Genomic DNA, 25,349 nt, shown 5'->3' with positions numbered 1-25,349 from the left:
TTGGGCCTAAAGAAAATGCCGCGTCAGAACACACGCCTAGAATCGGAGGGAGCTGAGTTTTTGGTCCTCGGCAATCTGCTCATTCAAGGCATTGCCGCTTACAAGAGCTACACGAATATGGCGGGCTACGACATTGTGGCCACAAAGCCAGAAACAAACCGATCTGCCCGGATACAGGTCAAAAGTCGGTGGCGTACAGGCGCTGAAGGTTTCATCATCAACAACTTCAACACAGATTTCGTAGTCGTTGTCTTGCTGAACCGAGGCTCTAAATCCGGCACTGGCAAAGTGCTCCCACCAGAGTTCTATGTGTTCCCGGTCGCCGCTTTGCAGGGGGTGCCACGGTCTGAAAAATGGGGCAAGGTGAGTCTCTCCAAGATCGTTGATTTCGGCTTGGCTAAAGATCGCTGGGACAGCATTACTGAATTTCTTGGGCAAGCAGAGGCCCAACAAGTGCTTCAAGCCGACGCGGCTGCGCCGCGCGGCTTAAGCTAGGCGTTGGGCGTCATGAAAAACCAGGGCCGCCAAGCACGCGATCGAGTCATTTCGGAACTCTTGGCGTTGCTCGCCGCTGGGCAATACGTCCGTCTTCAAGAACTAAGCGCCGGAATCCGCATATCAGCTGCACAGATCGAACAAGCTGTAGTTCAGTACGGTCGCACCATAGTTCCTTTACCTGAAAATGCAGTCGAGCTAATCGACTACATCGAAATTAATGGTTCTCGTCCAAAGGCGTGGTCGGTGTGTTCTCCCGTGTTCACGCGTGAGGAGGGTCAGTCGGACCTTTTCCTGGAGTTGACACTTATCGAGTCGGCGTTGGACAGCTATCGGATCGAGCTTGATGGGCTGCATGTCCTGTGATGAAGTCGCCCAACAAGGCATTCAAACGGACGGGCTTCGCCCGCCGCTTAACTTAGGCGTTGGGCGGCATAGAAAAATGGAACAGTCAATCACATTGAATTTACCGTACGACCTCACTGATGCAGAGTGGTCAAAGGTCGGAGATGTGTATCGCGAAATGGGCGACTGGATCGAGGGCCAAGACTTGCCATGCTGGTTCGGCCCGCTGGACAGCGCCAGATTCATTGCCGCCTCGGTTGAACCTAGCGGTCTGCAAATCGCGGGCAACATGAATCCAGAGTTGTTTCGCGGGTGGGTAACGAAGCTATGCGCGAAACTTACCGCAGCCCTAGGAAGAGAGGTCTACGATGCCGAGGTCTAGTTTGTGGCTACTGGAGGCCCAACCAGCGATTCAAGCCGACGCGGCTGCGCCGCGCGGCTTAACCTAGGCGTTGGGCATCCAAAGCATGGACATAAACCTCCTAAAATCCTGGCAGCGTACCGAAGGGTATTTGCGAGACGCTAGGTCACATCTATCGCAAATCGCGGAAGCTGATTTTGCAGATGGAATCCGCGAAGCTGAGCAATACCTTGAGCACAACGAGCTTGGCTTGGCGTTTGATGCGCTGGAGTCCATTGCCATGGAGAGTCAGTGGGAGGGTTTACGCTTCTTCGAATTGCTGGCGCTTGCGGCGGCTAGCATGAGTCTCGTTGATCGGCAAAAAGCAATCGATGGGCTCATATCACGCTTGAGGGGCTGGACGTATGAGACGAATCTCCCGACCTAAGATTGCCCAACAAGTGCTTCAAGCCGACGCGGCTGCGCCGCGCGGCTTAAGCTAGGGCGTTGGGTCTATCTATGAGATTGTCTATGCGTCTCACCATGCTGGCGGTAAAAGCCATTTCTGTTCTTTTGCGCCCATTGTTCGCGCTCATGGTTCGAACACCAGCTTACAAAAAGGCGCTGCAGGCGCGGATCGAACTAGTAAAGCAGGAAGAGGCTACCTTGGAGGATGCAGAGTGGTTTGGAACCACCGGCCTTCATGAGGAGATAGAATGGGAACTGCCACGTTATCTGCGTAGAGAGCTGGGTCAGTCACTATTTGATGAAGGCTCATTGAAAGCCAATGATTTGAAGTACGTAGGCGTGTTTCTCGAGCAGGGTATTGCTAGTCCGCTGAAGGTTCACTACTGGCGCATGCCGTATCAGGACGATGAGCCCGTTTACGCCTATGTCGATGTATCACCAGATGGTGAAACTTGCACCGGGTGGGGCAATCAATCTCCTCCTGCCAGTACCGAGACCCAACAAGGGCCTCCAGCGGACAGTCCCGCCTTCGGCGGGCCTGCCGCTTAGGCTCGGCGTTGGGTGCTCTAAATGCGTAAGCAGCTTGCTTCGTGGCCCGGAACGACACTGCGATGGCTGGCTGTCGCTCTGTCCTGCTGGTCGCTTGTACCCCTCTTCACCAGCAGACCGCCGGCGCGTGTTGCCCTCTTTGATCAAATCGCGGCTGCGGGCATACCATACCCATTACAACGCGACATCTTGCTTGGCATTTGTACCATCGCAGTTGGGGCAGTGGTGTTAATGGCAGCTTTGCAGTTGAGGGCAGAGGGTGGGTTCTCTTGGCGCAGGCTCAACGCAAAGCTAGAGCAGAGCTCCTTCTACAGCAGTTCACCTATTGCATCCTTTTTGCTGTCAGCTACTTTCTTCTTTTCTGCGTTAATCCTCTTTCATCGGTGGTTTGAGTGATGCCGCACCCAACCAGCGCTTCAAGCCGACCTGCCTGCCTTCGGCGGCTTAAGCTAGTGTTGGGCCTAAAGAAAGCACAAGATTGAGACTTTCAGGTCTCCAAGCAGCGGGTATGAACGGAGTTTCGGCGAGGCCGCAACTGAAGCTCGGCGCTGAGGATGTAGAAAAGCTCTGAGATCGAATGATCGTTACCGGAAAATGTTCGCACTAATCACCTCCAAGCAGTTTCAATGCGCTTCAATGCGCATTGAGAACACTGTCGCAAGAAAAATTCGCCGATTCGGCGGTGATGGCCGTGCATCGCGACTTTTCCTGCAGTCTTGTTAACCCTGTCATGCTCGGCACTCACGATCTGGCGCTCTTCGTTGTCTCCGGCCTGCTGCTCAACATTACGCCGGGCGCTGACTCTCTCTACATTGCTACCCGTAGCATGGCTCAGGGCGTCCGCGCCGGTGTTGCAGCCGCCATCGGCATCAGTCTCGGCTGCTACGTTCATATCTTTGCCGCCGCTTTAGGACTGTCAGCAGTTCTCGCCACTTCCGCGGCCGCATTTACCGTCGTCAAGCTTGCTGGTGCCGCCTATCTCATGTACGTCGGGCTGTCGCTGCTCAGGACTCGTCCGGCGCTGGCGCGGCCCTTGAGTACTGTTGCCGTCGCGCCCTTGCGAACCATCCTTGCCCAAGGGTTCCTTACCAACGTCCTCAACCCAAAGGTTGCCCTGTTCTTCCTGGCTTTCGTGCCGCAGTTCATCGAGCCGTCTGCTTCCAACAAGCCGCTCGCCTTTGTCTTCTTGGGTGTCATTTTCAATCTCAATGGCACGCTCTGGTGTCTCTTTCTAGCCTGGGCTACGGCGCGTGCCGGCTCAATTGGCCTCGGGCGTCATGCCACCGCCTGGCTCAGCCGCAGTGTTGGTGCCGTTTTTGTCTTTCTTGGGGTTCGCCTTGCGCTCACCAAACAGGGCTGAAACCCGGTAGCCATAGGGCGGGGCCCTGACCCGCCTGTCGCGAAAGGCGGATCAACGATCCGCCCTGCCGCACCGGAGAATCGCCCATTGGCCGATCAGCCCCCGAAAAGGGCCTGGTGCAGGAAGCGCCCCGGCGCCAGCGCGCCGATGCCGGCCGCGACAGCGCCGCTGTAGGCGCCGATGACGAAAGCCGCATGGGCGACACGCCTGCGCGCCCGGATGAAGGCCACGCCGGCGGCGATGCTGGCGAGATTCACGATCGCCAGGACATGGATCCAGCTATAACCGTCTCGCCGCAGCCAGAACGAGGACAGGTCAGCGACAACCATCAGCAGTACCCAGGCGCGCCCCCAGCGCTTGTGCCAGGCCGTGCCCTTGGGCTGCAGGAGCATCGCGGCGCCGATGCCAAGGGCCGGCACCACCGTTGCCAGATGAATGATTCCTGCTGTGCTGAGTATCGCGGTCATCTACACCCCGCTGATGATCGGCCTGTAGTGTAGTAGTCGCGAAAATCGGATCAAGCACGGGTAGGATGCAGTCAATGCAATGAGCCGCATCTTGCGATGCTTTCACCCGTCAAGCAGCTCCTGCACCTGACGCCGCCGTCAGGTCGATTTTCTTGGTACGGATAGGGCACCATCGCTCCGCAGGTTCATAGCCTCAATAGAGAAAATGTGTATGAGGAACTTATCGTCCACCGATTGGCATCGACGCGGTTCAGGTGTCAGGTTTGGGTATCAAAATGAAGTCTAACCGGCGTTGGGCCCAAGCATGAAAACGTTCTCCATTGGCGACCTGATCGTGGATAACCTCGGCCGCGAAGGCATCTGCCTCTGTCCAGAGAAGCGCCCCAACCGCCAGTGGCTTGCCGAGCAGGAGGACGCTCGCATGTCGCAGGCGACCGGTCCGTGGTGGAATGTGCTGCCTGTCGCCGGTGGCGCTGTTATCGTTCCAGAGGACTTAGGAGCCTTCCTGCGCCGCGCCACCATTGACGACGTATTTCAGCTAATGGAATCCCAGCAATCCAAGCATGCCGGCCAGTACACGCTCGACGAGCTCTTTCAGCGACTTCGCAGCGAGCGAGCGCAGGCCCGACCAGCGATTCCAGTGGAACGTCCCCGTCTTCGGCGGGGGCGTTCCTGACCCTGGGCGTTGGGCAACATGATTCCGATCCGCGCCGATTGGGGCCAGATTGACGAGAATGATCTCGACGCGAACTGGGCGCTAAAGCAGTTTCTCGGCAAGACATTCGCGCAGGCGGAGGTCATGTTCTTCGAGGAGGTCGTGGAGCGCAACGAAACGTTCCAATCGAAGGAATACTGTTCCGGCTACCTTGCTATCGGAAACGACAGCGGTGGGTCCGCGATAGTGATCCCCTCGACAATGCCGTCAGCCCTGTTTTCCTCGTCGATCACGGCTCAACGTCGCCAGACGACTTCACACCTGCAGGCGCCAACCTCACGGAATGGGTTCACGCAAAATGTCCTTTGCCGCGGTGAGGACCAACCAATGGTTCCAGCCAGCGCAGCCGCTTTTCGTCAGCGCGGCTGAACCTGAGCGTCAGAGCTAAATGACTACCTCATCACGCGCCCTTCATGCGCCTCTGCTAGGTGGCCTTGCTGTTCTTGTGCTGTCGGCAGTGTATGAAGTAATCATGATGATCCACGGCGGCGAGCCGTCCCGTGGCGCTCAGTATCTATCCACGGCGGCCTTCTCGTTCTCCGTCGCGTGGGCCGTAGAGACAGACCGGCGGGCGCATGCATTTTCTGCCCCTTTTGAGTACAGCGCCTTCATGTTCTTCCTGTGGTGGGCACTGCTTCCCTTCTATTTGTACCGCACCAGGCGGAAGCGCGGGCTGGCGATATACGCCGCGGTGTTCATCGCCTCATTCTTGCCATACCTGGCGGCACTTGCCACGTATATGCTTCTTGCATGAACGCTCCAACAACAGGTTCAAGGGTCGATGTCCCGGCCTTCGGCGGGGCCGCCCCTGAACCTGGGCGTTGGAGCCAGGAGGCTTCCAGATGCTCAAGGTGATCGGCGGAGTTCAGATACTTCCAAAGCACAAGGCAACTTGCCATTGCGGAGCGGTGGAACTTGAACTCGACTTGCCGGACGGCATTGTGAATCCACGGCGATGTGATTGCTCGATCTGTCGTCGGAAGGGTGCCGTGGTTGCATCTGTACTCTTGAGCGGCATCCGCATTGTGAAAGGTTCTGAGCACCTGAAGTTGTACCAATTCAACACCCATACGGCGAAGCACTACTTCTGCTCGAACTGCAGGATTTATACCCACCATCAGCGGCGATCGAATCCTGAGCAATACGGGTACAACGTCGGCTGTCTGGATGGGGTGAATCCATTCCTTATTCCGGAAGTGCCAACGAACGATGGGATCAACCACCCTGCGGATCGGAAAGCGGCCCAGCAAGCCGCTCAAGCGGGCAGTCCCGCCTTCGGCGGGCCTGCAGCTTAGCGCCGGCGTTGGGCGTAAAAGACCCGTGGAGCCTGAGAGCAGGTTCTGGCGGTGGTTCCGGCTTCTGCCAGTCCTGGCGGTTGCATGGCTGGTTGTTGCTGGCCTGCTGCTGATCCAGTTCTGGCCGGCCATTCCGCAATCAAAAAATCAGTGGGCCTTGTTTGTCGCATTCGGCCCTCCGCTCTATCTCCTCGGGGAGGCCCTCTCCGAGAGGGTTTTCTCAAAGCGGAGCGGCTACGGTATGGCGCCGGCAGGATTCTCTTTCAAACGCGTCCTTGCCGGTGTTCCTGTTGCATTGGCGGTCATCGCGATTTTCGCAGGCGTGTTATGGCTACTTGCCAAACCGTAGTCGCCCAACAATTACCTCAAGCAGACGCTGCTACACAGCGCGGCTTCAGCCAGGCGTTTGACTTCATAAACCAGGGGCTCTGCCTTGAACGCGATCAACCATGCTGCAACCGCCCTGCTCATCAACAAGAAATGGCCCGGCGTGCCGTTGCTGTGGGTTCTTTTCAGCGTTCAGCTCGTTGAATGTCTTTGGGTGGTTTTCAACCTGGTGGGGCTTGAGGCCGCATACACCGAGCCTCAGATACGGGCGCTCAACGACATCCACCTGTCGCACATGCCGTATTCGCACTCCATTGCTTCCAGCATCGCGCTCTCCCTGATTGCGTGGTTCGTTCTTTCCCATCTCTTGAAACGGCCACGCTGGGCTATTGCCATTGCAGTCGCCATTTCATCGCACATCGTTCTGGATGTGGCGACCCACGTTCAGGACATACAACTTGCACCGGGTCTTGCCTACCCCAAAATTGGTTCCGGCCTGTATGGGATTCCGGCCATCGCGTTGGTGGTAGAGACCATTTACGGAATTTGGTGCTGGTGGGTCTTTCGTGGTTCAAAAGCCCTTCTTGCCGTCATCCTCATTTTCAATCTCGGTGCCCTGTCCTTTTACGTTCCCCAAATACCCGGCCCGGAGGCATTTCTTGCGGGCCATCCAAGGGTCTTTGCCGCCATCATCGGCTTTCACGTTTTTACAGGCCTGGCGGCGGTGGGCTATTTCGCGCGTTCGCACTGGCGCGCTGAAACCCAGCAAGCTGTTCAAGCAGACAGTCCCGCGGTCGGCGGGCCTGTCGCCTAACGCAGGCGTTAGCCCTATGTTCAAATGCCCAAACTGTGGTGAGGCAAGCATCAGCGCATGGCGCAAGCTGAACGCGACCCGCGTTTTTCCAGCAAGCTGCAGATCTTGTGGCCGTCTCGCGTTTGTCTCCGCGTGGGCACATGCTGCGTCGACCATCGTGGGGGAGGTTTCGCTTTGGGGCTCCGTCGCCATGGCGATCTTGCTGAAGAGCTGGGTGGCACTAGCCGCTTTCCCGATCGCCCTGTTGTCCTGGACATTGGTCGTGGGCAACGCTTTCCCTCTCAAGACCGTCGCGCCGGCGGCGGTGTCGGCGGCTCGTCGCTCCGCCATGATCCAGGCATCCATAGCAGTCGCGCTCATCTTCGCGGCCGTAGTGCTTCTGGGTTCCAAATGAGCTGTTCGCAGGAGGCACCGTGATCGATGAAAAGGGTGGCGTCGGTTCCCTGCTCTGGCGGGCGAAGGGCGATCCCAGCCGCAGATGGCTCGTCTTCTGCTGGTCAGTCTTGTTTGCCTATCGCGCGCTCAGGCCATTCCTGGGGCAAAAAAAGGCCATCGCAGTCCTCCAGACAGCGCTTTCCCGGCAATTCAAGAGACAGCGACAAGCCTATATGAACGCCCGCTTTGGCATTACACAGGAAAGACCGGAAGAGGCCTTTGAGCGTATTTCACAGAACTACAAGGCACGCGGCGAAAGCTTGTTTGGTCCTCGCTTCACTTATGTGCAAGCGATTCAGGACCAGCGCCGCAGTCACACCCACATTACAAGATGCCTGTTCAATGACTTCTTCAGGACGCACGGCGCACCGGAAGTGACGTCACTGTTCTGTGCGCTGGATACGGTCTGGGCCGATGAATTGAATCAGCCGCGTTACAAGGCTCATTTCGAGCGTCCCACCACGCTGGCAGCCGGGGACGATGCATGCCGCTTTCAGTTCTCGCGGGCGGAGGGCGAAGCCCAAGCCCCGCTTCAAGCCGACACTGTCGCGAAGCGGCAGCCCGGCTTGAGCTGAGCGTCAGGCGCCTGGAATGGATACGCAGAAACTTCTCATCTACTTTCATCTCGTTACGGTGATGCCCGCACTGGTCATCGGCACCTACATTCTGCTAAAGCCCAAGGGCACTCCGTCCCATAGACTGCTTGGCAAGTGGTATATGTCGCTGCTCATCGTCACAGCGCTTGCATCGTTCTTCATGCAGGCCCAAGTCGGCCCACGGCTGTTCAACCATTTTGGTTACATTCATCTTGTTTCGGTACTAACCCTCTACTCGGTTCCCATGGCCTACTACACGGCGCGGAAACGCAATGTGAAGAGGCACAAACGGCTGATGGTTCTCACCTACATAGGCGCCGTTGTCATTGCCGGCTTGTTCGCGCTCTTTACGCCAGGCCGTGTCCTGTACAGCGTCCTATTCGCCTAAGCTGCCATCCATCCTCAAAAGCGTCCCCATCCGCAGCAAATTGCAGCGCAGCTGACAGCAGCACGAGCAGGATGCGGCGAATACAATGAACCGCATCATTCGAGGGTGGCCTCGACAGATGCGGTTCGCTACGCTCGCCTGGAGGCGCCTACTTCTGGCACCACATCCTACGAGTTCCTCTACCGTCGACGGCTTGTCGCACAGGAAATCTGACCATGCCAGCCCACCGCATTTTCGGAACGGCCTTCGCAAAGGTGTATCCGATGTATGTTCAAAAGGCAGCGCGCAAGAATCGCAGCAAGGAAGAAGTCGATCAGATCATTTGCTGGCTGACCGGCTACGACCAGGCGGGATTGCAGCGGCAGATCGAACAGGAGACCGATTTCGAAGCCTTCTTCGCCCAGGCCCCGGCCATGCATCCGAACGCTGCGCTCATCAAGGGCCTGGTGTGCGGCGTTCGCGTGGAAGAGGTCGAAAATCCGCTGATGCGGAAGATTCGCTACCTGGACAAGCTGATCGATGAGTTGGCCAAGGGGAAAGCGATGGCGAAGATCCTGCGCTGAAAGGCCCGCAGGTGGCTTGGGAATTGAACTGCCGCGCCGGGCCTGCGTGGCCCGGCGGGCAGCACTGGTAGCTTGTAAAAGAGCATGACGATCACGGGACCCTTTCGCGGATGCCGCGCAGAGCCCTACTCGGTCGCCCGGATTATCATTTGTGTGCGACGCGAAACTGTTGCAGCGAGGCGAGAAGCGACTGGGGAGGATTGGCTGCGGAACACCCGGAGCCCTTGTCGTCCCCATGAGGAATACCTCGACTCATGAGGAATATTTTACTTGCTTGCAGGCGGAATCCATAACGGAGTTCCGTATTTTTCATGCAGGCCCGCGAACGGCGGGTCAAGGACCCGCCCTACTCGCTACGCCGCTCAGACCCAGCGAACCACAGCCGCTTCATCCACTGGAGGAATTCGGCGGTGATCGGATAGCCAGAACCGGCACCGATGACTGAATCGACGCCGCAATGCGGGCACAGCGCGGTCATACCGAACTCGTTTTCCCGGTCTTCAGGGGTATCTTCCGGATAGTCTGTCCAGTCTTCGATCTGATCTGTGGAATAGATCGACAAGCAATAAAAGCAGCCACATGAACTGCTGGCCAGCAGTTCATGTCGATGATGGATCGAGTGCTTGTGCGCTAGCCGCAAAGTTTCCTCTGAAGGCACACCCATAGCGTCGATGAGATCCGCAAGCATTTTCATGCTCCTAGATTGCCTTGACGCACCGGCCGCGGCAACAAAAAAGGCGGCGATTCTCATCGCCGCCCTTCGTTCACTTCAAGCTGAAATCTACAACCATCCCATCGCCAGCAGCTTCATCTTGATCATCAGCCAGATGAAGCCGAAGACCTGCTTGATCTGCTCCCAGGCCGAGGGCTTGTAGCGGGCGCGTTCGCGCAGGAAGTGCTGCAGCGCGGTGATGTCCTCGTCGGTGAACTCCTCGAACTTTGGCATGCCGCGCGATTCCAGCGCGCCGCCCTGGACGATGGCCTTGAAGGCCTCGTGCGACAGCGGCACCGGCGAGGCGCGCAGGTCCGGGGCGTAGCCGCCGGCGACGGCGGCGCTGCCGTGGCAGATCACGCACTGGCTGTAGACGTGCTTGCCCTTCTCGGCCAGCGCCGGGTCGATCTTGAACTCCGGCGCTTCCAGCGGCTCGACCTTGGCGATCGGCGGCGGCGACGGCGGCAGCACTGCCTTGCCGTCGAGCACGAAGGTCAGCATGCGGCGCGGGTAGGCGCGGCCGACCCAGCCGTGCTGCGCGCTGAGCGAGCCCAGCAGCGAGGGTGCGCCGCCCCAGCCGGCGAGGATGGTCACGTACTGCTTGCCGTCCACCGTGTAGGTCATCGGCGGCGCCTGCGTGCCGACGCCCATGCTGTAGCTCCACAGCTCCTTGCCGCTGACGGCGTCGGTGGCGACGAAGCGGCCGTCGGCCAGGCCCTGGAACACCAGGCCGCCGTGCGTGACGATGACGCCGCCGGCGGTGGCGCCCGGCGTCGGGTTGCGCCAGACCTCTTTCTGCGTCACCGGGTTCCAGGCCAGCAGCGAGGTGCTGCCGGCGCTCTTGGGGATGTCGTCGAAGAAGCCGCGCAGGCCCATGACGTCGCCCGGGGTCATCTGCCACTTGCCGGGCTGGCGGCCTTCGCCGTCGTAGAAGCCGGCCATCTCGCGCGCCGGGATGTAGACCAGGCCGGTGTCGGGGCTGAAGGCCATCGGGTGCCAGTTGTGCGTGCCGCCGGAGCCGGGCCAGGTCAGCGCCGGACCCTTCTCGTAACGCGAGCCGCGCACTTCCACCGGGCGGCCGGTAGCCATGTCGACCTTCTCGGCCCAGGTGACCTTGCCGATTTTTTCGGCCGAGATCAGCTTGCCGTTCTCGCGGTCCAGCAGGTAGAAGAAGCCGTTCTTGGGCGCGTGCATCAGCACCTTGCGCGGCTTCCCCGCCATCTCGACCGTGGCCGAGATCATGTCCATGGTGGAGTTGAAGTCCCAGGTCTCGTTCGGCGTGGTCTGGTAGTGCCAGACGTACTCGCCGGTGTCGGCGTCCAGCGCCACCACCGAGCACAGGTAGAGGCTGTCGCCGCCGCCGGGATTGCGCAACTGCGCGTTCCAGGGCGAGCCGTTGCCGGTGCCCAGATAGATGCGGTTGTACTCCGGGTCGTAGGTCATGGCGTTCCAGACCGTGCCGCCGGCGCCGTACTTCCACCAGTCGCCGCTCCAAGTCTTGGCGGCCTCTTCCATCGCCTTGTTCTCGAAGCCGTCGGCGGGATTGCCCGGCACCACGTACCAGCGCCACAGCTCCTTGCCGGTCTCGGCGTCGTAGGTGGTGACGTAGCCGCGCACGTGACCGAAGTCGGCGCCGCCGTGGCCGATGATGACCTTGCCGTTGAAGATGCGCGGCGCGCCGGTGATGTAGCGGTTGTCGCCCGGTGTGGTGGTCATCACCTCCCAGACCAGCTGGCCGGTCTTGGCGTCGAGCGCGAACAGTCGCCCGTCCTGCACGCCGGTGTAGACCTTGCCGTTCCAGAACGCGAGACCGCGGCTGCCCCAGGCGTAGCGCATCTTGCGCGACTCCACCTTGGGGTCGTACTTCCACAGCAGCTTGCCGCTGCGCGCGTCGATCGCATGCACCACGCTGTAGCCCACGGCGGTGTAGATCACGCCGTCCACGGCCACCGGCTGGCTCGACACGTTCCAGACATCGTCCAGCTCCAGCGACCAGGCCAGGCCGAGCTGGCCGACGTTGTCCTTGTTGACCTGGTCCAGCGGGCTGAAGCGTTGCTCGCTGAAGGTGCGGCCCCAGGCGGCCCAGTTGCTGCCGTCGGCCTCGTTGGCGAGCGTGCTGTTGTCGATGGTGGTCGCCTGCGCCGCCACCGGCGGCAGCAGTGCCGCGCTGGCCGCCAGCAGGACACCGCGGAGCTTCGCCAGCAGGCCGGTATTCTTCATTGTTCTCCCCCAGAAGGACGCTTGGATACTCCGCAGTATCGCCCCCGTCCCCGGGCCGCGCCCTCCTGCTTATGCAGTAGCCGCCGCCACCGTATCGCCGCTCATCCGCGCGCCAGCGGGACGGCAAAACCACCCGCAGGTGTAGTGGCAATCCGCCCCTTGCTGGTACACGATAGGGTTCTCGGAAACGGGGGAGACCATAATGAAAATTACCAGCCGCGTGGCTGTTGCGTTCGCCTTCCTGTCGCTTTGCGGCGCGGGAACCCTGCAGGCCGCCCCTGTCGACGGCGCGCGCATCCAGGCTGCGGACCGCGAGCCCGGCAACTGGATGTCGCACGGCCGCAGCTACGACGAGCAGCGCTACAGCCCGCTGGCGAAGATCGACCAGGCCAACGTCGGCCAGCTGGGCCTGGCCTGGCACTACAAGCTCGACGTGGACCGCGGCACCGAGGCGACGCCGATCGTGGTCGACGGGGTCATGTACACCACCGGCGCCTATTCCATCGTCTACGCGCTGGACGCACGCAGCGGCAAGCTGCTGTGGAAGTACGACCCCAAGGTGCCGCGCGACTGGTCCGGCAACGGCTGCTGCGACGTGGTCAACCGCGGCGTCGCGGTGTGGAAGGGCAAGGTCTACGTCGGCAGCTTCGACGGCCGCCTGATCGCGCTGGACGGCAAGACCGGCAAGCCGGTGTGGACCACCGACACGGTGATCGACCGCAACCGCAGCTACACCATCACCGGCGCGCCGCGCGTGGTGAAGGACAAGGTGATCATCGGCAACGGCGGCGCCGAAATGGGCGTGCGCGGTTATGTCTCGGCCTACGACGCCACCAGCGGCAAGCTGCTGTGGCGCTTCTTCACCGTGCCGGGCGACCCCAGGCAGCCGCCCGAGAACAAGGCGATGGAGATGGCACGCAAGACCTGGTCGGGCGATGCCTACTTCGCGCAGGGCGGCGGCGGCACGGTCTGGGACTCCATGGCCTACGACCCGGAGCTGGACCTGCTCTACATCGGCACCGGCAACGGCTCGATGTGGAACCGCAAGCTGCGCAGCCCCGGCGGCGGCGACAACCTGTTCCTGTCCTCGATCGTCGCGCTCAAGCCCGACAGCGGCGAGTACGTCTGGCACTACCAGACCACGCCGGGCGACACCTGGGACTACACCGCGACGCAGCACATCATCCTGGCCGACCTGCGCATCAAGGGCGAACTGCGCAAGGTGCTGATGCAGGCACCGAAGAACGCCTTCTTCTACGTCATCGACCGCAAGACCGGCGAGCTGATCTCGGCCGAGAAGTTCGCGCCGTCGAACTGGGCGAGCCACGTCGACATGAAGACCGGCCGGCCGGTGGAAAACCCGGAGGCGGACTGGACCAAGGAAGCGCGGCTGATCTATCCCTCGCCGTTCGGGGCGCACAACTGGCAGCCGATGTCCTTCAATCCGAAGACCGGGCTGGTCTACATCCCGATGCAGGAAACGGTGATCGTGCTGACGCCGGACAACAACGCCAAGTACGTGCGCAAGGGCGTGTTCAACGTCGGCCTGCAGCCCTTCGACGTGCCGGAAGACGCCAAGGCCCTGCAGCAGGTTGCCGACGCGCACAAGGGCCACCTGCTGGCCTGGGACCCGGTGACCCAGAAGGCGGTCTGGGACCAGCCGCACGTCACGATCTGGAACGGCGGCACGCTCAGCACCGCCGGCGGCCTGGTGTTCCAGGGCAGTGCCGACGGCCGCGCCGTGGCCTACGCCGCCGACAGCGGCAAGAAGCTCTGGGAGGCGCCCGCCAATACCGGCGTGATCGCCGGGCCGGTGACCTACAGCGTGGACGGCGAGCAGTACGTGACCTTCATGGCCGGCTGGGGCGGCGCCTTCGCACTGACCGGCGCCATGGCCAACGTCGCCAAGGTCCAGCCGGAAGCGCGCGTGCTGACCTTCAAGCTGGGCGGCATGGCGCAGCTGCCGCCGCCGAAGAAGACCGTGACGCCGCTGCCGAAACTGTTGCCGGTGACGGCCGACGCCGCCACCCTGGGACTGGGCCGCGCGCTGTACAACGGCTATTGCAGCGTCTGCCACGGCTTCAACGCGATCGGCGGCGGCGTGCTGCCGGACCTGCGCTACCTGACGCCGGAAAAGCACCAGCTGTTCCCGGGCATCCTCGCCGGCGCCTACGCGCAGAAGGGCATGCCGGTGTTCGCCGACCTGCTGCCGCCGGAGTACCAGGCGGCGCTGCAGCAGTACATCATCAAGCGCGCACACGACCTGGAGCAGGACCTGGCGCAGCAGGGCAAGCCGGCGCAGGAGCCGGCGAAGAAATAGCGAAGGAAACTACAGAAGCCCGGCTGCCCGCAGCGCCTCGGGAATGCTGCGGGCGGCCACGGCGTAGATCACCGAGCCCTGGGCGGTGATGCCGGCGGCGCGGTAGCCGCCGGAATTGAGTCGCGTCAGGCGCAGCACCAGGGAACCGTTTTCGGCGTAGACCAGGAATTCCGGCGGGACAGTGTCGGCCTCCTCCCAGCGGTGCCAGAAGGGCCGGAACATCGCGGGCATCTGGGCGGCCGCCCGCTCGAAGCTGCGCTGGAGTTCCTCGCGCTCTCCGCCGGTGAAGCCCAGCCCTTCGCGTATCCCCATACACCGGCCTTTTTAGCCGCAAACACCCTGGCACTCCGCAAGCATTACGCCGTTCTGGCCCGAACGGATGCGGCCAGTATGTTTTATCCATGCCCCCGCATGGTTTCAGCCATACACCCGCCCCGCATACACCCCCAGGCCGCGCGCCACGCTCGCGAACGGGTCGCCGATCACCTGCTCGCTACCCGGGAAGGCGGCAGCGATGGCCTCGCGCAGCACGCGAATACCGGTCGATCCGCCTGTAATGTACACCGTGTCTACTTCCGCGGCTGTGACATTTGCCCGCTTTACGGTCTCCAGCGCGGTGTCGACGATGCGTCGCAGGGCGTCGTCGATGGCGAAAGCCAGCGTTTCCTGGTTGACCGTGGTCATCAGGCCCTTTTCGACGAAGGCCAGGTCCATGCGGTTGCGACCGCCGTCGGCAACCGCCACCTTGGCGTCCTCCACCAGGCCGGCCAAGCGGTGACCTTCGCGGTCGCGCAGCACCTTCATCAGGCGGTTGTGGAAGTTCGGCGTCTTGTAGAACGGCCGCAGGGTCTCGGCGTTGGACAGGGCGCGGGGGGTGTAGAGGAAGTTGATGCGGTGCCAAGTGGCCAGCTCGAAATAGATATGCGAGGGCACCGGCTTGCCCTCGCGGCCGGGGCTGTTCAGGCCCAGGCAGGGCATCACCGAAACCAGGCTCAGCTGCTGGTCGAAGTCGGTGCCGGCGATGTGCACGCCGTCGCTGGCCAGCACGTCGGCGCTGCGGTCCAGCTTGCCGGCGCGATCAGGGCCCAGGCGCACCAGGGAGAAGTCCGAGGTGCCGCCGCCGATGTCCACCACCAGGGCCAGGACCTCGCGGTCCAGGCCGGTCTCGTAATCGAAGGCGGCCGCGATCGGCTCGTACTGGAAGCAGACCTCGCGGAAGCCGATCTCCCCGGCGATTTCCCGCATCGAATTCTCGGCGGCGCGATCGCGGGTGGCATCGTCGTCGACGAAGTGCACCGGGCGGCCCAGCACCACGCGCTCCACCGCTCCGCCGGCCTGCTCCTCGGCACGCCGCTTCAGGTGTGCCATGAAGCCGGAAATGATCTCGCGGTAGGCCACGGACCTGCCGTTGACCAGGGTGGTCTCGCCCAGCAGCTCGCTGCCCAGCAGGCTCTTGAGCGAACGCAGCAGGCGGCCGCTGTAGCCCGCCTGATACTCGGCGACGGCCTGGCGGCCGAACACGGTGGTCTGCTCGTCGGCGTTGTAGAACACCGCGCTGGGCAGCGTCGGCCGGTCCTGCTCCAGCGCCACCAGGCCCAGGGGGCCCGCCCCGCCGAGGCAGACGGCGGAGTTGGAGGTACCGAAATCGATGCCGGCGTAGGGCTTCATGGGGGCAAGGATTAAAAAGGGTCGCGATTCTACCCGCAGCCGCGCCGGCGTGCCGCCGCTTTGCAGGGTCATGGGGGGATGCTAACGTCGGCCGCAGCCTCTAACGGAGAACCTTACATGGGATGGATCCTGCTCGTCGCCGTGCTGCTGGTCATCGTCTTTTTTATCGCCATTTACAATGGCTTGGTCACTTCGCGCAACGGCTACAAGAACGCCTTCTCGCAGATCGACGTGCAGCTGCAGCGGCGTTACGACCTGATTCCCAACCTGGTGGAAACCGCCAAGGGCTACCTCAAGCACGAGCGCGAAACCCTGGAGGCGGTGATCTCCGCCCGCAACCAGGCGGTGTCCGGCCTCAAGGCCGCCCAGGCCAACCCGGGCGACCCGCAGGCGATCCAGCAATTGCAGGGCGCCGAGGGCATGCTGGCCGGCGCGATGACGCGCTTCATGGCGCTGGCCGAGGCCTACCCCGACCTCAAGGCCAACCAGAACATGATGCAGCTGACCGAAGAACTCAGCTCCACCGAGAACCGCGTCGCCTTCGCCCGCCAGGCCTACAACGACGCCGTGATGAGCTACAACAACAAGCGCGAGGTCTTCCCCAACAGCATCGTCGCCGGCTCCTTCGGCTTCAACCCGGCGCAGATGCTGCAGCTGGAAACGCCGGCGGCGCGCGCGGCGCCGAAGGTGTCTTTCAACTGAATGGTGCTTGCCCGCAGGAGCGGCTGTCCGCCGCGAAGCAAGGTGATCATGTCGACCGGCGTTCGCGGCCAACGGCCGCTCCTACAGGGCTGACCCGCCCATGAACTTCTTCGAGCACCAGGCCCAGGCCCGCAGCAATTCGCGCCGGCTGGTGGCGATGTTCCTGCTGGCGGTGGCCGGCGTCGTCGGCGGCCTGGTGGCGCTGATGCTGCTGGTGCTGAGCCTGGGCGAGCCCGAGCAGGGCGCGCGCCCGCTGGCGCTGATCGCCCGCGACCACCAGGCCGTGCTGGCCTGGACCGCCGGCCTCAGTGCCGGCGTCATCGCCCTGGCCTCGCTGTTCAAGACACTGGCACTGGGCCGCGGCGGCTCGGCCGTGGTCTCGGCGCTGGGCGGCGAGTTGGTCCCACCCGACAGCCGCGACCCGCAGCTGCGCCGCCTGCGCAACGTCGTGGAGGAGATGGCCATCGCCTCCGGCGTGCCGGTGCCGGCGATCTACTGGCTGCCGCAGGAGACCGGCATCAACGCCTTCGCCGCCGGCTACGCGCCGACGGACGCGGCGGTGGCCGTCACCCGCGGCGCGCTGGACAAGCTCACGCGCGATGAACTGCAGGGCGTCATCGGCCACGAGTTCAGCCATATCCTCAACGGCGACATGCGCCTCAACATCCGCATGATGGGCCTGCTGTTCGGCATCCTGGTGATCGCCATCGCCGGCCGCAAGCTGATGCGCCTGTCACTGGAAGCCGACGACGCGCGGGCGATCGCCGCCGGCGTCGCGGCGGGCCTGGCGATGACCCTCGTCGGCTACCTCGGCTACCTCTTCGGCCAGCTGATCCGCGCCGGCGTGTCGCGCTCGCGCGAATACCTGGCCGACGCCTCCTCGGTGCAGTTCACCCGCCAGGCCTCGGGCATCGCCGGCGCGCTGAAGAAGCTCTCCGGCATCGACAAGGGGGCGAAGCTGGACAACGCCTCGCGCGAGGACGTCAGCCACATGCTGTTCGGCGACGGCATCGGCTACGGCGCGCTGTTCGCCACCCACCCGCCGATCCTGCAGCGCATCCGCAAGCTGGAGCCCGGCTTCGCGCCCTCCAGCATCGCGGCGCTGGCGCGGACCTGGAACGATCCGGGCTTCCGCATCGACGACGAGGACGTCTCCGGCTCGCCGGTGTCGGCGCTGCAGTCGCCGCAGTCCAGCGTCATGCTGCGCGCGGCGGGCGTCGGCGCGCAGGTGGCCGCGCCGACCGACGCCGACCTGCTGCTGGCCACCGTGGTGCACCGCTCCCTGCCCCATGCGCTCGCGTCGATGGCACGCGAACCCGCCACCGCGCCGGACCTGCTCTGCGCCCTGCTGCTGGACCGCGACGCCACGCAGCGCGCCGCACAGCTGAAGCTGCTGGGCGAGGCCTGCGGCACGCGCCGCAGCGAGGGCGCGGCCGGGCTGGCCGAGTCGCTGGCGCCGCTGCATCCCTCGCAGCGCCTGCCGCTGGCCTCGCTGGCCTTCCCCGCCCTGCGCTCGCTGCCGCACGCCGAGCTGGGCCAGCTGATGCGCGCGATCGGGCAGCTGATCCAGTGCGACGGCCGCATCAGCCTGTTCGAATACTGCCTGGGCCGCCTGCTGCGCCAGCAGCTGCAGGACCTGCTGCACCCGGCGGCCGCCAGGCCCGCCGGCAACGCCTCGCTGGATACCTGCGCCGATGCCATCGCGGTGGTACTGGCGACACTGGCGCAGCAGGGGCATGCCGACGCGGCAACCGCGCGCGCCGCCTTCCTGGTGGGCAGCCAGCATCTGCTGCCGCGCCGCACCCTGCGCTACGACCCCGTGCAGGACTGGCATGCCGCGCTGGACCGCGCCCTGGAACAGCTGGACCAGCTGCGGCCAATGGCCAAGGAAATGCTGCTGGAAGCGCTGGTGCGCGTGCTGCAGCACGACGGCCGCGTCACCGTCGCCGAGGCCGAGTTGCTGCGGGTGATCTGCGGCGCGCTGCGCTGCCCGCTGCCGCCGGCGCTGGGCGAGCCCTGAGCGGCTCGCGGACAAGACATGCCGACGCTCCTGCTGCGCCCTGCCCTGCTGGCGGCACTGCTGCTGTCCGGCTGCGCCGCGACGCAGGGCCTGCGCCCTTTCGCCAGCGATGGCTGCAGCCTGTTCCCCGACCGCGCGCCGCTGGGCAAGACGGACTGGTGCGGCTGCTGCCTGGCGCATGACCTGGCCTACTGGAAGGGCGGCACGGAGGAAGAGCGGCTGCAGGCCGACCGGCAGCTGCGCGACTGCGTGGTGGCGAAGACCGGCGACAAGGCGCTGGCGGAGACGATGCTGGCGGGGGTGCGGGCCGGTGGCGCGCCGCAGCTGGGCACGCCGTTCCGCTGGGGGTATGGCTGGCCAAGAGGGCGGGGTTACGAGGCGCTGAGCGAGGCGGAGCAGCTCAAGGCGGCGGAGATGGAAGGAAGCTATCGCGCCGGGAAGGCGCAGGCTTGTGGCCGGTCACCTGAATGACCTGGTCGCGAGCTTGCTCGCGACAGGGTGGGTGTAGCCAACAGCTCTAGTTCGTATCCTGCGGCGGCCCGCCATCCGCCGGCCGGCCGTGCACCTCGGCGACCGGCGCCTCCGATGCCGCAGGCTTGCCGCCGACACGCGCCGACTGCGCCATCTTCAGCACATCGATCGTCGCCGCCTTGGCCAGCGAACTGCCGCCGATACGCTTGTTGGCCTGGCGCACGATCTGCTCGCGCACCAGCGGCTCCAGCACCTGTGCGCGGTGCAGCAGCTCACCGGGAATGTTGCGGCCGTCGAAGCGCAGGCGCACGTTGTCCGGCTCGATGGGCCGCGGCACCAGCTTCATGATCAGCGGCTCGTAGGTCTCCACGTCGAGATCGACATGGATCAGCACGTCGATATCGACGTCGAAGGGGATGTTGAGGATGCGCAGCTCCAGCAGCATGTCGCCGAACAGCTCGAGCCGGAAACCGACCTTGGGCAGCAACTCCATGCGCGGCTCGACCTGCACGTCGCGCACACGGAAGGAATAGGAGCCGACGATCAGGTCGGCCGGCATGCGCTTCAGCGAGCCGTCGATGGTCTCCTGCAGCAGGCCCTCGATCTCCTTGCGCAGGCGGCCGGCATTGACCACCTGGCGGATGAAGTTGTGGCCGAACTCGGCGTAGGAAATGGGTTTCAGATCGCTCATGCGGCCTACTCTACCCCCTTCCCACCAGCCTTTGGAAAGCTCCCCGACGATTGCGAAGAAGCCGTAGCGAACGGCCCGAGGTTGCATCGAGGAGCGGAGCCGTACTGAAGTACGGCGAGCACCGGAGATGCAAGATCGGGCCGTGCAGTAGGCTTATTCGTGATCGTCTGCCACCTTCAGCACCAGCTTGCCGGTGTTCTCGCCCTTGAACAGCTTGAGCAGGGTCTCGGGGAAGGTCTGCAGGCCCTCGACGATGTCCTCGCGCGACTTCAGCTTGCCGGCGACCAGCCAGCCGGCCATCTCGCGGCCGGCGATGGCATAGCGGTCGGCGTAGTCGAACACCACCATGCCCTTCATCGAGGCGCGGTTGACCAGCAGCGACATGTAGTTGCTGGGGCCCTTCACCGGCGTGGTGTTGTTGTACTGCGAGATCGCGCCGCAGATGACGATGCGCGCGCCGCGCGTGATCTGGGTCAGCGCCGCGTCGAGGATGTCGCCGCCGACGTTATCGAAGTAGACGTCGATGCCCTTGGGGCAGTGCTGCTTCAAGGCCGTCTTCACGTCCTCGGCCTTGTAGTCGATGCAGGCGTCGAAGCCCATCTCCTCGACGGCATAGCGGCACTTGTCGGCGCCGCCGGCGATGCCGACCACGCGGCAGCCCTTGATCTTCGCGATCTGGCCGACCACGCCGCCCACGGCACCGGCCGCGCCGGACACCACCACGGTCTCTCCCGCCTTGGCCTCGCCCACTTCCAGCAGGCCGAAGTAGGCGGTCATGCCGGGCATGCCCAGGGTGCCGAGCCAGACCGGCAGCGGCGCCAGGCCGGGGTCGATCTTGTTCACCGCGCGACCGTCGGACAGCGCATATTCCTGCACGCCGAAGGTGCCGACCACGACCTCGCCGACCGAGAACTTCGGGTGCTTCGAGGCGATGACCTTGCCGACCGCGCCGGCGCGCATCACCTCGCCCAGGCCCACCGGCGGGATGTAGGACTTGCCGTCGTTCATCCAGCCGCGCATCGCCGGGTCCAGCGACAGGTACAGCACCTTGACCAGGAACTGGCCTTCCGCCGGCTCGGGCATCGGCTCCTCGGTGCGCTGCCAGTCGCTGTCCTTGGGCAGGCCCATCGGGCGGGCAGCGAGGCGGATCTGGTGGTTGATCGTCATGTGGTTCTCCAGTTGTGAGTGTCAATCAGCAGTCCGCAAATGAACGCAAAGAACGCAAATAGAAGCAGGGCGTTTCTGCTTGATCCATTCGTGTTTATTTGCGTTCATTTGCGGACCATTACTGCTTTCAGGCTCAGGCGTTGATCGTGGCTAGCGCCAGTTCGGCGTAGCGCTGGGGTTGTTCGAGGTCGGGGAAATGTCCGCAGTCGGCAAAGTGCTCGACGCGGGCCTGCGGCATCAGGTCCTGCAGGGATTCGGCGCGCGTGCGGCGATGGCTGCGGTCGCGGTCGCCCCAGATCAACAGGGTCGGCGTCTTCACGCCCTCCAGTTCACCGTCGCGCGCATGCGACAGCCCCTGCACGACGCCGGCCAGGCAGAAGCAAGCCCCATGCGTCAGCGCGTGATCGGCGGGTGCGTGGAATTCGTCGAAGCGCGACTTGTCGGGCAGGGCGATGCCGTACCAGACGCCGGCGAAGCGGCGGCGCGCCACGCGCATCAGCACTTGCCCGACCACCGGGACCTGCAGCGGCTTCGGCACGTTCTTCTGCGTCCAGCCGCGCATGCTCTGCATCGACGGCGTCTGGCACAGCAGCAGGCGGCGGATGCGCTGCGGCGCGAGCTTCGCGGCGGCGATGGCGTAGAGGCCGTTGGCGCAGCTGAAGTGCAGCGCCGCCTCGCGAATCTCCAGCGCATCCATCACCGCCAGCACCGCGGCGGCGCCGTCCTGCAGGCGGTGGCGGTAGCTCATGGGCGGCTTCGACCAGCCGAAGCCCGGCAGGTCGAAGCAGACCACGCGCGCATGCGGGCGGAGCCGAGCGAGCACATCGGCATGGTGCTCGATGACATTGGGACCGTCGGGCACCATCAGCACCACCGGCCCCTTGCCTCCAGTGTCCAACACCCGGATGCGGCCAGCGCGGGTATCGACCCTGCGCGTACCCACCGGCCAGGCAGCAGCATCCGGCTCGGAGAACGAACGGTTCAGCAGGCTGTCGAGGGCGTGGGCGAGCATCTCAGGTCTCCAGGATGTGCCCGGTCTCGGGCGCCGTGCGGCCTGCGACCAGCTCGCCCCATATCGCCTGCCACTGCGCCGGCGCATGGTGCTGCACGCGCAGCCAGCGGCGCAGCGACGGCAGGAATTCCGCCCAGGCGACGGCGAAACGCTGGTCGATACCGCCGGGACCCCAGTCCTGCGTGCGCTTCTTGATCTGGCCCGGCGCGAAGAAGAACTGCGGCTTGGCGCCCGGCAGGGCGTGCTGGGTCTGGCGTTCCTCCCAGTGGGTGGCGCCGACGATGCAGCTGTGCTGCAGCGATTCACGGAAATGATTGTGCACACGCGACAGCAGGCCGCCGTCGCCGGACATGTCGACGTAGACGCCAGGCACGTCGGACGGCAGGCTCTCCAGCGCGTCGTAGCCCAGCACCCGGTCGTAGTGCCCGAGCTGCTCGCAGAACCCGCGGTTGCGCGGCGAGGTCAGGCCGATCACCTCGCAGGACTGCGGGCGGTTCAGCGACAGGCGCTGCGCCACGCCCAGCGCGGTCTTGCTGGACGCGCTGGCAATGACCACCGAGCGGCCACCGAACAGTTCGTTGTCGGCGAGGAAATCCTCGATCAGGAAAGACGTGATGTAGAGCGGCGACAACAACGCCTGCTCGTCTTCCTGCCCCGGATCATGCGCCGGATCTGCCGAGACACGGCGGTAGAGCTGGTAGGCGGCGGGCAGCGCGCGGCGATGGGCCGTGCCATCCATGAAACTGGTGGCCCCGACGCGGCCCGGCTGCACCACGAGGTGCGAGGACATCGGCAGGTAGCCGTAGACGCGCTCACCCTCGGCGATCTCCGCGCAGCGCGAGCGCTCCACCCGCGCGAAACCCCAGACCGGGATACGCCCCCAGCCTTCGGCCGCCGGGAAGAACTGCCAGTACTGCATGGCGTCGCCGAAGACACCGTAGGTGACGTTGTTGGCGGTGAGCGCGAAGCGCTCGACACGAAGCAGCACCTGCCCGTCCTGGATTTCCGGCACCGCCGCCTCGGCCACGCGGCACTGGCGCAAATCCTTTCGGGCCACTTCGAAATCGAATGCGTGCATGGTTTACTCCGGGGGAGAGATCAACCGCGACTGTAGGTCAGGCCACCGTCGACCTTGATGACGGCACCGCTGGTGTAGGAGGACGCGTCGGATGCGAGGTACAGCGCCGCGCCGACGATTTCCTTCGGATCACCCGCACGGCCTGCCGGCACGCTGCGGTTGATGCTGTCGCGCAGCGGCTCGGGCCAGGCCTTGGCGATGTCGGTCAGGAAGGCGCCGGGCACGATGGTGTTGATGCGCACCTTGCCGCCGTACATGTGCGACATGCCCGCTGCCATGGTGTGCAGCGCGCTCTTGGCCATGGCGTAGGGCAGCTCGTGCTCGCTGGGCTGCAGCGCGGCGATGCTGCTGACGTTGATGATGCTGCCGCCCCCGGCCCTGGCCATCTGCTCGGCGGCGAGCACCGACAGGCGGAACGGACCCTTGAGGTTCAGGTTCAGCACCTTGTTCCACAGGTCTTCGCCGATCTCGCCCAGCGAGGGATACAGCGGCGAGGCGCCGGCGTTGTTGACCAGGATGTCGAGGCGGCCGAACTCCTGCTGCACCACCGCCATCAGCCGCGTGGCGTCCTCCCAGCGGCCGGCGTGGAAGGCCACCGGCAAGGCGCGCACACCATGCGCCTTGCGCAACTCCTCGGCCACCGCCTCGCAGGCCTCCAGCTTGCGGCTGGCGATCACGACATGCGCGCCCTGCGCGGCAAAGCCGCGCGCCATCTCCAGGCCCAGACCGCGACTGCCGCCGGTGACGACGGCCACCCGGTCCTTCAGATCGAACAGCTTGTCCATGCCCTGGCCTCCTTTTCGAGACAGGTTCGAGACAGGCAGAGGGAGGCTTACTTCTTCGCCCGCGAGGAGGTGTAGGCCGCCATCGCTTCCTTGGGCACGTAACGCCCCAGCTCCATCTTGCCGATGGCGTTGCGGTGCACCTCGTCCGGACCGTCGGCCAGGCGCAGGGTGCGCGCCTGCGCGTAGGCGTAAGACAGGCCGAAGTCGTCGGTCATGCCGCCAGCGCCGTGGACCTGCATCGCCCAGTCGATCACCTGGCAGGCCATGATCGGCGCGGCGACCTTGATCATCGCGATTTCCTTGGCCGCAACCTTGTTGCCGACCTTGTCCATCATGTACGCGGCCTTCAGCGTCAGCAGGCGCGAGGAGTCGATCGCGATGCGCGCATCGGCGATGCGCTCCAAGGTCACGGTCTGCGCTGCCACCGGCTTGCCGAAGGCGGTGCGCGTCAGCGCGCGCTGGCACATCTTCTCCAGCGCGCGCTCGGCCAGGCCGATCAGGCGCATGCAGTGATGGATGCGCCCGGGGCCGAGGCGGCCCTGTGCGATCTCGAAGCCGCGGCCTTCGCCCAGCAGCATGTTGGAGGCCGGCACGCGCACGTTGTCGAAGTCGATCTCGGCGTGGCCATGCGGCGCGTCGTCGTAGCCGAACACCGGCAGGTGACGCAGGATCTTGACGCCCGGGGTGTCGCGCGGGATCAGGATCATCGACTGCTGACTGTGGCGGCTCGGGTTGTCCGGGTCGGTCTTGCCCATGAAGATGAAGATCTTGCAGCGCGGGTCATTGGCGCCCGAAGTCCACCACTTGCGGCCGTTGATCACGTAGTCGTCGCCGTCACGCACGATCGAGCTGGCGATGTTGGTGGCGTCGGACGAGGCCACGGCCGGCTCGGTCATGGCGAAGGCCGAGCGGATCTCGCCGTTGAGCAGCGGCTTGAGCCAGCGCTCCTTGTGCTCCTCGCTGCCGTAGCGCTCCAGCACTTCCATGTTGCCGGTGTCGGGTGCGGAGCAGTTGAACACCTCCGGCGCCCACAGCACACGGCCCATGATCTCGCAGAGCGGGGCGTACTCGAGGTTGGTCAGGCCGGCGCCGCGCGAGGACTCGGGCAGGAACAGGTTCCACAGGCCGGCGGCCTTGGCCTTGTCCTTCATCTCCTCGATGATCTGCGTCGGCTGCCAACGGTCGCCAGCGGCCACCTGCTCGAAGAACTTCTTCTCGTTGGGGTAGATGTGCTCGTCCATGAAGGCATTGAGGCGAGCCTGCAGGTCCTTCACTTTCTGCGAGTATTCGAAATCCATCTGGGTATCTCCTCGTCGTCTGGTCTCCTCTCTCCCGCTTGCGGGAGA

31 protein-coding genes are annotated in these 25,349 nt (G+C 64.0%); 20 read left to right on the top strand and 11 right to left on the bottom strand.

Annotated elements, in window-relative coordinates; all coding sequences use genetic code 11:
* Positions 1 to 60: 60 nt before the first annotated feature.
* From D0B54_RS04465 to D0B54_RS04450, 6 genes are all read left to right on the top strand, one after another.
* Positions 61 to 495 (top strand): hypothetical protein, encoded by a 435-nt coding sequence (locus D0B54_RS04465; RefSeq protein ID WP_205527274.1) that lies wholly within the window; start codon positions 61 to 63, stop codon positions 493 to 495.
* 12 nt (positions 496 to 507) lie between these two features.
* Positions 508 to 861 carry a DUF7668 domain-containing protein gene (locus tag D0B54_RS24155; protein ID WP_162932203.1) on the top strand — a complete coding sequence of 118 codons (354 nt, stop codon included), beginning with the start codon at positions 508 to 510 and terminating at the stop codon, positions 859 to 861.
* Between the two features lie 76 nt (positions 862 to 937).
* A complete protein-coding gene (locus tag D0B54_RS04460) occupies positions 938 to 1,222 on the top strand; it encodes a hypothetical protein (RefSeq protein ID WP_117289580.1) in 285 nt (94 codons plus the stop codon).
* 85 nt (positions 1,223 to 1,307) lie between these two features.
* Entirely contained in the window at positions 1,308 to 1,628 is a 321-nt protein-coding gene (locus tag D0B54_RS04455) for a hypothetical protein (protein WP_117289578.1), read from the top strand.
* Between the two features lie 83 nt (positions 1,629 to 1,711).
* Positions 1,712 to 2,197 (top strand): hypothetical protein, encoded by a 486-nt coding sequence (locus tag D0B54_RS24150; protein ID WP_162932202.1) that lies wholly within the window; start codon positions 1,712 to 1,714, stop codon positions 2,195 to 2,197.
* Positions 2,198 to 2,927: 730 nt separating this feature from the next.
* Positions 2,928 to 3,557: a LysE family translocator gene (locus D0B54_RS04450; RefSeq protein ID WP_117295034.1), complete on the top strand. Its 630-nt coding sequence runs from the start codon at positions 2,928 to 2,930 to the stop codon at positions 3,555 to 3,557.
* Between the two features lie 95 nt (positions 3,558 to 3,652).
* Here the strand turns inward: D0B54_RS04450 and D0B54_RS04445 are convergent, their stop codons facing one another.
* On the bottom strand, positions 3,653 to 4,024 hold the full coding sequence (locus D0B54_RS04445) for a DUF2306 domain-containing protein (RefSeq protein WP_117289576.1): 372 nt from the start codon (positions 4,022 to 4,024) through the stop codon (positions 3,653 to 3,655).
* Between the two features lie 304 nt (positions 4,025 to 4,328).
* Here D0B54_RS04445 and D0B54_RS04440 point away from each other — a divergent pair, with 304 nt between their 5' ends.
* The 10 genes from D0B54_RS04440 (at position 4,329) to D0B54_RS04395 (ending at position 9,157) form a co-directional block, all read left to right on the top strand.
* Positions 4,329 to 4,700, top strand: a complete 372-nt coding sequence (locus D0B54_RS04440) for a hypothetical protein (protein ID WP_117289574.1) — start codon at positions 4,329 to 4,331, stop codon at positions 4,698 to 4,700.
* 18 nt (positions 4,701 to 4,718) lie between these two features.
* Positions 4,719 to 5,108, top strand: coding sequence for a hypothetical protein (locus D0B54_RS04435; RefSeq protein WP_117289572.1), 390 nt, complete (start codon positions 4,719 to 4,721; stop codon positions 5,106 to 5,108).
* A 103-nt stretch (positions 5,109 to 5,211) separates the two neighbouring features.
* On the top strand, positions 5,212 to 5,493 hold the full coding sequence (locus D0B54_RS04430) for a hypothetical protein (RefSeq protein ID WP_117289571.1): 282 nt from the start codon (positions 5,212 to 5,214) through the stop codon (positions 5,491 to 5,493).
* An 88-nt stretch (positions 5,494 to 5,581) separates the two neighbouring features.
* A complete protein-coding gene (locus D0B54_RS04425) occupies positions 5,582 to 6,034 on the top strand; it encodes a GFA family protein (RefSeq protein ID WP_117289570.1) in 453 nt (150 codons plus the stop codon).
* A gap of 25 nt (positions 6,035 to 6,059) precedes the next feature.
* Positions 6,060 to 6,383, top strand: coding sequence for a hypothetical protein (locus D0B54_RS04420; protein WP_117289568.1), 324 nt, complete (start codon positions 6,060 to 6,062; stop codon positions 6,381 to 6,383).
* An 84-nt stretch (positions 6,384 to 6,467) separates the two neighbouring features.
* A complete protein-coding gene (locus tag D0B54_RS04415; RefSeq protein WP_117289566.1) occupies positions 6,468 to 7,175 on the top strand; it encodes a hypothetical protein in 708 nt (235 codons plus the stop codon).
* 190 nt (positions 7,176 to 7,365) lie between these two features.
* Positions 7,366 to 7,569, top strand: a complete 204-nt coding sequence (locus tag D0B54_RS04410; RefSeq protein ID WP_117289564.1) for a hypothetical protein — start codon at positions 7,366 to 7,368, stop codon at positions 7,567 to 7,569.
* Between the two features lie 19 nt (positions 7,570 to 7,588).
* Positions 7,589 to 8,185: an L-2-amino-thiazoline-4-carboxylic acid hydrolase gene (locus D0B54_RS04405; RefSeq protein ID WP_162932201.1), complete on the top strand. Its 597-nt coding sequence runs from the start codon at positions 7,589 to 7,591 to the stop codon at positions 8,183 to 8,185.
* 16 nt (positions 8,186 to 8,201) lie between these two features.
* Positions 8,202 to 8,594 (top strand): DUF2306 domain-containing protein, encoded by a 393-nt coding sequence (locus D0B54_RS04400; protein ID WP_117289560.1) that lies wholly within the window; start codon positions 8,202 to 8,204, stop codon positions 8,592 to 8,594.
* A 215-nt stretch (positions 8,595 to 8,809) separates the two neighbouring features.
* A complete protein-coding gene (locus D0B54_RS04395; RefSeq protein ID WP_117289558.1) occupies positions 8,810 to 9,157 on the top strand; it encodes a DUF2200 domain-containing protein in 348 nt (115 codons plus the stop codon).
* A 346-nt stretch (positions 9,158 to 9,503) separates the two neighbouring features.
* Here the strand turns inward: D0B54_RS04395 and D0B54_RS04390 are convergent, their stop codons facing one another.
* Both D0B54_RS04390 and D0B54_RS04385 read right to left on the bottom strand, forming a co-directional pair.
* Positions 9,504 to 9,908 (bottom strand): hypothetical protein, encoded by a 405-nt coding sequence (locus D0B54_RS04390; protein WP_205527272.1) that lies wholly within the window; start codon positions 9,906 to 9,908, stop codon positions 9,504 to 9,506.
* A 30-nt stretch (positions 9,909 to 9,938) separates the two neighbouring features.
* A complete protein-coding gene (locus D0B54_RS04385; RefSeq protein ID WP_117289556.1) occupies positions 9,939 to 12,089 on the bottom strand; it encodes a PQQ-dependent dehydrogenase, methanol/ethanol family in 2,151 nt (716 codons plus the stop codon).
* A 202-nt stretch (positions 12,090 to 12,291) separates the two neighbouring features.
* On the opposite strand from D0B54_RS04385, the gene D0B54_RS04380 reads away from it, so the two are divergent.
* A complete protein-coding gene (locus D0B54_RS04380; RefSeq protein WP_117289554.1) occupies positions 12,292 to 14,409 on the top strand; it encodes a PQQ-dependent dehydrogenase, methanol/ethanol family in 2,118 nt (705 codons plus the stop codon).
* A gap of 9 nt (positions 14,410 to 14,418) precedes the next feature.
* Here the strand turns inward: D0B54_RS04380 and D0B54_RS04375 are convergent, their stop codons facing one another.
* Both D0B54_RS04375 and D0B54_RS04370 read right to left on the bottom strand, forming a co-directional pair.
* A complete protein-coding gene (locus D0B54_RS04375; protein ID WP_117289552.1) occupies positions 14,419 to 14,721 on the bottom strand; it encodes a hypothetical protein in 303 nt (100 codons plus the stop codon).
* A gap of 105 nt (positions 14,722 to 14,826) precedes the next feature.
* A complete protein-coding gene (locus tag D0B54_RS04370) occupies positions 14,827 to 16,149 on the bottom strand; it encodes an Hsp70 family protein (protein WP_240433547.1) in 1,323 nt (440 codons plus the stop codon).
* Positions 16,150 to 16,194: 45 nt separating this feature from the next.
* On the opposite strand from D0B54_RS04370, the gene D0B54_RS04365 reads away from it, so the two are divergent.
* From D0B54_RS04365 to D0B54_RS04355, 3 genes are all read left to right on the top strand, one after another.
* A complete protein-coding gene (locus D0B54_RS04365; protein WP_117289549.1) occupies positions 16,195 to 16,779 on the top strand; it encodes a LemA family protein in 585 nt (194 codons plus the stop codon).
* A gap of 100 nt (positions 16,780 to 16,879) precedes the next feature.
* On the top strand, positions 16,880 to 18,799 hold the full coding sequence (locus tag D0B54_RS04360; protein WP_117289547.1) for a M48 family metallopeptidase: 1,920 nt from the start codon (positions 16,880 to 16,882) through the stop codon (positions 18,797 to 18,799).
* Between the two features lie 18 nt (positions 18,800 to 18,817).
* Positions 18,818 to 19,270, top strand: a complete 453-nt coding sequence (locus tag D0B54_RS04355) for an FAD-binding oxidoreductase (protein ID WP_117289542.1) — start codon at positions 18,818 to 18,820, stop codon at positions 19,268 to 19,270.
* A gap of 46 nt (positions 19,271 to 19,316) precedes the next feature.
* Here the strand turns inward: D0B54_RS04355 and D0B54_RS04350 are convergent, their stop codons facing one another.
* From D0B54_RS04350 to D0B54_RS04325, 6 genes are all read right to left on the bottom strand, one after another.
* Complete coding sequence (locus D0B54_RS04350) at positions 19,317 to 19,961, bottom strand: hypothetical protein (protein WP_117289540.1); 645 nt, start codon at positions 19,959 to 19,961, stop codon at positions 19,317 to 19,319.
* 153 nt (positions 19,962 to 20,114) lie between these two features.
* Positions 20,115 to 21,128, bottom strand: coding sequence for an NADP-dependent oxidoreductase (locus D0B54_RS04345; protein WP_205527271.1), 1,014 nt, complete (start codon positions 21,126 to 21,128; stop codon positions 20,115 to 20,117).
* A 133-nt stretch (positions 21,129 to 21,261) separates the two neighbouring features.
* Entirely contained in the window at positions 21,262 to 22,140 is an 879-nt protein-coding gene (locus D0B54_RS04340; protein ID WP_162932200.1) for an alpha/beta fold hydrolase, read from the bottom strand.
* Between the two features lies 1 nt (position 22,141).
* Positions 22,142 to 23,218: a DUF2855 family protein gene (locus D0B54_RS04335; protein WP_117289537.1), complete on the bottom strand. Its 1,077-nt coding sequence runs from the start codon at positions 23,216 to 23,218 to the stop codon at positions 22,142 to 22,144.
* A gap of 20 nt (positions 23,219 to 23,238) precedes the next feature.
* Positions 23,239 to 24,003 carry an SDR family NAD(P)-dependent oxidoreductase gene (locus D0B54_RS04330; RefSeq protein WP_117289535.1) on the bottom strand — a complete coding sequence of 255 codons (765 nt, stop codon included), beginning with the start codon at positions 24,001 to 24,003 and terminating at the stop codon, positions 23,239 to 23,241.
* Positions 24,004 to 24,050: 47 nt separating this feature from the next.
* Entirely contained in the window at positions 24,051 to 25,301 is a 1,251-nt protein-coding gene (locus D0B54_RS04325) for an acyl-CoA dehydrogenase (protein ID WP_117289533.1), read from the bottom strand.
* Between the last annotated feature and the right edge of the window lie 48 nt (positions 25,302 to 25,349).

This window comes from Solimonas sp. K1W22B-7 (genome assembly GCF_003428335.1).
Classification (GTDB): Bacteria; Pseudomonadota; Gammaproteobacteria; order Nevskiales; family Nevskiaceae; genus Solimonas_A.
The sequence above is the reverse complement of the archived record's forward strand: the minus strand, read 5'-3'. Positions and strand labels throughout refer to the sequence as shown.

What these genes read in the sequence shown, in the direction of transcription:
- D0B54_RS04375 (WP_117289552.1), bottom strand. Translation starts at nt 14,721, where the DNA reads ATGGGGATACGCGAAGGGCTGGGCTTCACCGGCGGAGAGCGCGAGGAA.
- D0B54_RS04400 (WP_117289560.1), top strand. Translation starts at nt 8,202, where the DNA reads ATGGATACGCAGAAACTTCTCATCTACTTTCATCTCGTTACGGTGATG.
- D0B54_RS04330 (WP_117289535.1), bottom strand. Translation starts at nt 24,003, where the DNA reads ATGGACAAGCTGTTCGATCTGAAGGACCGGGTGGCCGTCGTCACCGGC.
- D0B54_RS04385 (WP_117289556.1), bottom strand. Translation starts at nt 12,089, where the DNA reads ATGAAGAATACCGGCCTGCTGGCGAAGCTCCGCGGTGTCCTGCTGGCG.
- D0B54_RS04430 (WP_117289571.1), top strand. Translation starts at nt 5,212, where the DNA reads ATGATGATCCACGGCGGCGAGCCGTCCCGTGGCGCTCAGTATCTATCC.
- D0B54_RS04380 (WP_117289554.1), top strand. Translation starts at nt 12,292, where the DNA reads ATGAAAATTACCAGCCGCGTGGCTGTTGCGTTCGCCTTCCTGTCGCTT.
- D0B54_RS24155 (WP_162932203.1), top strand. Translation starts at nt 508, where the DNA reads ATGAAAAACCAGGGCCGCCAAGCACGCGATCGAGTCATTTCGGAACTC.
- D0B54_RS04445 (WP_117289576.1), bottom strand. Translation starts at nt 4,024, where the DNA reads ATGACCGCGATACTCAGCACAGCAGGAATCATTCATCTGGCAACGGTG.
- D0B54_RS04435 (WP_117289572.1), top strand. Translation starts at nt 4,719, where the DNA reads ATGATTCCGATCCGCGCCGATTGGGGCCAGATTGACGAGAATGATCTC.
- D0B54_RS04355 (WP_117289542.1), top strand. Translation starts at nt 18,818, where the DNA reads ATGCCGACGCTCCTGCTGCGCCCTGCCCTGCTGGCGGCACTGCTGCTG.
- D0B54_RS04370 (WP_240433547.1), bottom strand. Translation starts at nt 16,149, where the DNA reads ATGACCCTGCAAAGCGGCGGCACGCCGGCGCGGCTGCGGGTAGAATCG.
- D0B54_RS04335 (WP_117289537.1), bottom strand. Translation starts at nt 23,218, where the DNA reads ATGCACGCATTCGATTTCGAAGTGGCCCGAAAGGATTTGCGCCAGTGC.
- D0B54_RS04455 (WP_117289578.1), top strand. Translation starts at nt 1,308, where the DNA reads ATGGACATAAACCTCCTAAAATCCTGGCAGCGTACCGAAGGGTATTTG.
- D0B54_RS04350 (WP_117289540.1), bottom strand. Translation starts at nt 19,961, where the DNA reads ATGAGCGATCTGAAACCCATTTCCTACGCCGAGTTCGGCCACAACTTC.
- D0B54_RS04365 (WP_117289549.1), top strand. Translation starts at nt 16,195, where the DNA reads ATGGGATGGATCCTGCTCGTCGCCGTGCTGCTGGTCATCGTCTTTTTT.
- D0B54_RS24150 (WP_162932202.1), top strand. Translation starts at nt 1,712, where the DNA reads ATGCGTCTCACCATGCTGGCGGTAAAAGCCATTTCTGTTCTTTTGCGC.
- D0B54_RS04425 (WP_117289570.1), top strand. Translation starts at nt 5,582, where the DNA reads ATGCTCAAGGTGATCGGCGGAGTTCAGATACTTCCAAAGCACAAGGCA.
- D0B54_RS04460 (WP_117289580.1), top strand. Translation starts at nt 938, where the DNA reads ATGGAACAGTCAATCACATTGAATTTACCGTACGACCTCACTGATGCA.
- D0B54_RS04325 (WP_117289533.1), bottom strand. Translation starts at nt 25,301, where the DNA reads ATGGATTTCGAATACTCGCAGAAAGTGAAGGACCTGCAGGCTCGCCTC.
- D0B54_RS04440 (WP_117289574.1), top strand. Translation starts at nt 4,329, where the DNA reads ATGAAAACGTTCTCCATTGGCGACCTGATCGTGGATAACCTCGGCCGC.
- D0B54_RS04345 (WP_205527271.1), bottom strand. Translation starts at nt 21,128, where the DNA reads ATGACGATCAACCACCAGATCCGCCTCGCTGCCCGCCCGATGGGCCTG.
- D0B54_RS04390 (WP_205527272.1), bottom strand. Translation starts at nt 9,908, where the DNA reads ATGAGAATCGCCGCCTTTTTTGTTGCCGCGGCCGGTGCGTCAAGGCAA.
- D0B54_RS04395 (WP_117289558.1), top strand. Translation starts at nt 8,810, where the DNA reads ATGCCAGCCCACCGCATTTTCGGAACGGCCTTCGCAAAGGTGTATCCG.
- D0B54_RS04340 (WP_162932200.1), bottom strand. Translation starts at nt 22,140, where the DNA reads ATGCTCGCCCACGCCCTCGACAGCCTGCTGAACCGTTCGTTCTCCGAG.
- D0B54_RS04450 (WP_117295034.1), top strand. Translation starts at nt 2,928, where the DNA reads ATGCTCGGCACTCACGATCTGGCGCTCTTCGTTGTCTCCGGCCTGCTG.
- D0B54_RS04360 (WP_117289547.1), top strand. Translation starts at nt 16,880, where the DNA reads ATGAACTTCTTCGAGCACCAGGCCCAGGCCCGCAGCAATTCGCGCCGG.
- D0B54_RS04410 (WP_117289564.1), top strand. Translation starts at nt 7,366, where the DNA reads ATGGCGATCTTGCTGAAGAGCTGGGTGGCACTAGCCGCTTTCCCGATC.